At 35.0% G+C, this 3,477-nt stretch carries 5 protein-coding genes; 4 read left to right on the top strand and 1 reads right to left on the bottom strand.

From position 1 onward, the window contains the following. Positions 1-72: 72 nt before the first annotated feature. The gene (locus GSY74_RS06410) at positions 73-480 is read right to left on the bottom strand and encodes a hypothetical protein (protein WP_164664274.1); all 408 of its coding nucleotides are present in this window, start codon (positions 478-480) and stop codon (positions 73-75) included. Between the two features lie 179 nt (positions 481-659). On the opposite strand from GSY74_RS06410, the gene GSY74_RS06405 reads away from it, so the two are divergent. From GSY74_RS06405 to GSY74_RS06390, 4 genes are all read left to right on the top strand, one after another. Continuing rightward, positions 660-1,286: a hypothetical protein gene (locus tag GSY74_RS06405; RefSeq protein WP_164664273.1), complete on the top strand. Its 627-nt coding sequence runs from the start codon at positions 660-662 to the stop codon at positions 1,284-1,286. Continuing rightward, positions 1,279-1,557, top strand: a complete 279-nt coding sequence (locus GSY74_RS06400) for a transcriptional regulator (protein ID WP_164664272.1) — start codon at positions 1,279-1,281, stop codon at positions 1,555-1,557. The genes GSY74_RS06405 and GSY74_RS06400 overlap by 8 nt, the downstream gene beginning before the upstream one ends. Before the next feature lies 1 nt (position 1,558). Further along, the gene (locus GSY74_RS06395) at positions 1,559-2,293 is read left to right on the top strand and encodes an outer membrane lipoprotein-sorting protein (RefSeq protein WP_164664271.1); all 735 of its coding nucleotides are present in this window, start codon (positions 1,559-1,561) and stop codon (positions 2,291-2,293) included. A gap of 85 nt (positions 2,294-2,378) precedes the next feature. Continuing rightward, positions 2,379-3,477 (top strand): hypothetical protein (locus GSY74_RS06390; protein WP_164664270.1); only part of this gene is annotated, 1,099 nt, incomplete at its 3' end.

Raw genomic sequence — 3,477 nt, 5'->3', positions numbered from 1 at the left:
TGATTAATATTAGTTGGTCAAATATTGATTTTTTATGTTTTTTCATAGTTTATATGTATGACATATTATTGCTTAATTTTCCACATGAGAATTGCTGAATCCACCATAGATACCCTTCTCATAGTAGTCATTATACTTAGTAGTTGTCGTTATATAACTCCACCTATCATACTCTTTATATCTCAATTTTTCTAACAAACTCTCTGTGCTATTATACTCACTATACTCTACATCAGGAACATGTTCATACCACAAATAGGTATCTTTCATACTATTATAGACTACTCTATTTTGCTCTTTTTGTGAACAGTCAGACTGAATTTCACTATTGCTCTTTTTGTCTCCATCGGAATATATATAGGTAGGAAAAATATCAATTTCATCCAGACTAGAGGTACCATCCGAACCTGTTTGCACATCACTACCACAACCTATAAAGAAAAGCGATAGGACTATATAATATACTGTTTTTATAAACATGGTTCAATCCTTTTTTGAGTATATCATACAGTAAAGTATCAAAAAATAATAGAAAAAAATATAATTACACAAATATATACAGATTTTAATAAGTAATAGAGAAGTTAAGCTTACCTGCTTGACAAAGAAATCTTTTTACACTATACTTTGCAAAACAAAGTACTTTGAAAAGGAAAACGATGAGTGAAAAAGAGGAAGTCTTACGACAGATAAGTGAGATAAAAAACCATCTAGTAGATAAACAGCACTTTTTTCCCTATAACTACAATGCCTGTTATATCTGGAGTATTATCGGTTTAATCTTAACTCTAACCATGCCATTGACTTATGGATATGGTGTTTTAGTAGGAACAGTTGCTGTTTTCTTGCTAATGAGTTTTGGATTTATCGCCGAGGGGATGATGACCAAAAAGGTCAATGAGAGTTATGATATTGATGATTGTACTTCAAAACAGGAGTTTATCTCCAAGAGTTTTATGATGATTTCATTTTTTCTTATCGCTATTAGTGCTGTTTTGGTTACTTATCAACTCTATATTCCTCTCTATCTAAGTTGGTTGGCTCTTATCTCGTTTGGATATTTCTTGGTAGGGTTTGTGGTTAATGTCAAAAATTTTAAAATCATGGCACAGTTCAATATCTATCTATCTGTTCTACTACTAATCATAGCAATATTTACTGATAACCTAGAGGGAAATGAATCTGTACTTTTTAGGGTAGTTCAGGTGGCTCTTCTATTAGGATTAACTATTTTTCCTGCCATCATAGCGTGGCAACAGAAAAAAGAGGAAGCGTGTAGTGTTTGACCCCATATTGCATCAAACCATCAGATCAAAATTGGTTTCACTGTTGATTAGCAATGAAAATCTACCCTTTAAGGCTCTCAAAGAGTCGCTTGGTGTTACTGATGGAAATCTCTCTAGCCATCTTAGTAAATTGGAAAAAGAGGAGTATGTAGTGATAGAGAAGACTTTTGAGGGGAAGCGACCTAAGACTATTGTGCATATTACCCCGAAAGGTCGTGAGGCTTTTGCTTTGTATATTGAGGCACTTAAAAAATTTATAGAGGAGAATTAAAATGAAAAAAACAGTACTAACAACCATATTAACGGTTACAAGCCTACTAGCAATAGAGAACCTAGAGTTAGCAAAAAAAGCTGATATTGTAACAGATGGCTTTGAGAGTTCCATAGCTCAAACAGAGATGACTCTGATAAATGCCAGTGGTCAAAAGAGTGTACGAGAGTTGGAGATGAAGACTTTGGAGGGGGAGAGTGCTGATAAAACCATCTCCACTTTTCTCTCTCCTGCTGATGTTAAAGGGACGAAAACTTTGACTCATGGACATATAGATAGAGACGATGACCAGTGGTTATATCTCCCTGCGTTGAAGAGAGTCAAGAGGATTGCTTCACGAAATAAATCAGGCTCATTTATGGGGAGTGAGTTTAGTTATGAAGATATAGGAAATCAAAATTATCAGAAGTTTACCTATGAGGGAGAGGCTGAGGAGGTTGAGTTAGATGGGGTTAAATGTTATAAAGGAGCAAGAGTTCCAAAAGATGAAAACTCTGGATATACCAAACAGATTACATGGATAGACAAAGAGAGTCTTTTGATTCAGCAGATTGAGTATTATGACCGCAAAAAAGAGTTGCTGAAAACTGCAACATTTTCAGAATACAAGCAGATAGATGGTGTTTGGCGTATGGGAAAAATAAGGATGAAGAATCACCAAAATGACAAATCCACCATCCTAATTTGGAAAGAAGACAAAATCAAAGCAGGATTAACAGCCAAAGAATTCAACTAACGAATATTAAAACAGTAGGTTCGGTAACACCGAACAAAAAAAGGTTTCGAACAAAAAAAAGGTTCCGAACAAAAAAAGGAAGAAGATGAAAAGATGTATTATCTTGTTGTGTTCGGTGTTACCGAACCTACACGGTTTTGAATATAAAGGAAACATAGGCATAGAGTCCTCCTATATAGAACACGATATAGAGAACAAAAGAGACAATCAAAATGCTGTGCGTCTTGATGCAGAGATTCAACAGAGTTTTGCACGAGGGAAAATTGTTATCAATCTCAAAGTTGTCCGTGACCTAGATGATGAAGAGCGAAGATATTTTGATTTTAATGATTTCTACTACAAACATAGTTTTGAAAATGGAGATTTGCTAATAGGTCGAAACACTAGATTTTGGGGAGCGATGGAGTTCTATAATCACACAGATGTTTTTAATACCAAAGATTGGCTAGATAATCCGTTTGATTATGATAGTAAAATAGGCTCAAAAAACATAGCCTACACACACTATTTTGATAACTCCGAACTATCGGTTATAACAAAAGTTTATGAGGAGACGCAGAGTGTTCAGGATGATAAATCGGTTAATAGATTTTTGCCCTCTATCTATAATGATAGGCTAATTACCCAAGAGGATAGAGACCGACCGACACTATATCTAAAATATAGTGGTTCAAGTGATGAGACTCAACTTGACTACTCTTTTATCTACCAAAATGGATATGACGAACAGAGATACCTAGACCCAGTGGGAACAGAGCTTAGACAACATGCCTATCTTGTCAATAAGTTAATGGGCTATGCAACGCTCGTATCAGGTGAGACCATCTACAAAACAGAGGTTTCCTATACCAAAAGTGATGATAATTTGGTCTCTGACTATGCACAGGCTAGTTTAGGTTTAGAACATACACTCTATGGTATTTGGGAGAAAAAAGATTTGGGACTTTTAGCTGAATATTATCGTTATAAATCTTATGATAATAATAAGTTTGGAGCCAAAAAGTTTGGAAATCTTTTTGATGATGATATTACGCTTGGATTTAGACTCTCTATTAATGATAGCTCTAGTTCCGAAGTTCTTGGTGGTTTGGCAATAGATAGAGACAATCAGGAGAAGATACTCTTTGTGGAGTATGATACACGGCTGTTTGAGAAGTATAAGCTTGGTTTGTCATATCAACATC

It is taken from the genome of Sulfurovum sp. bin170 (assembly GCF_010892395.1).
In the GTDB taxonomy this organism is placed as follows: Bacteria; Campylobacterota; Campylobacteria; order Campylobacterales; family Sulfurovaceae; genus UBA1140.
The sequence above is the reverse complement of the archived record's forward strand: the minus strand, read 5'-3'. Positions and strand labels throughout refer to the sequence as shown.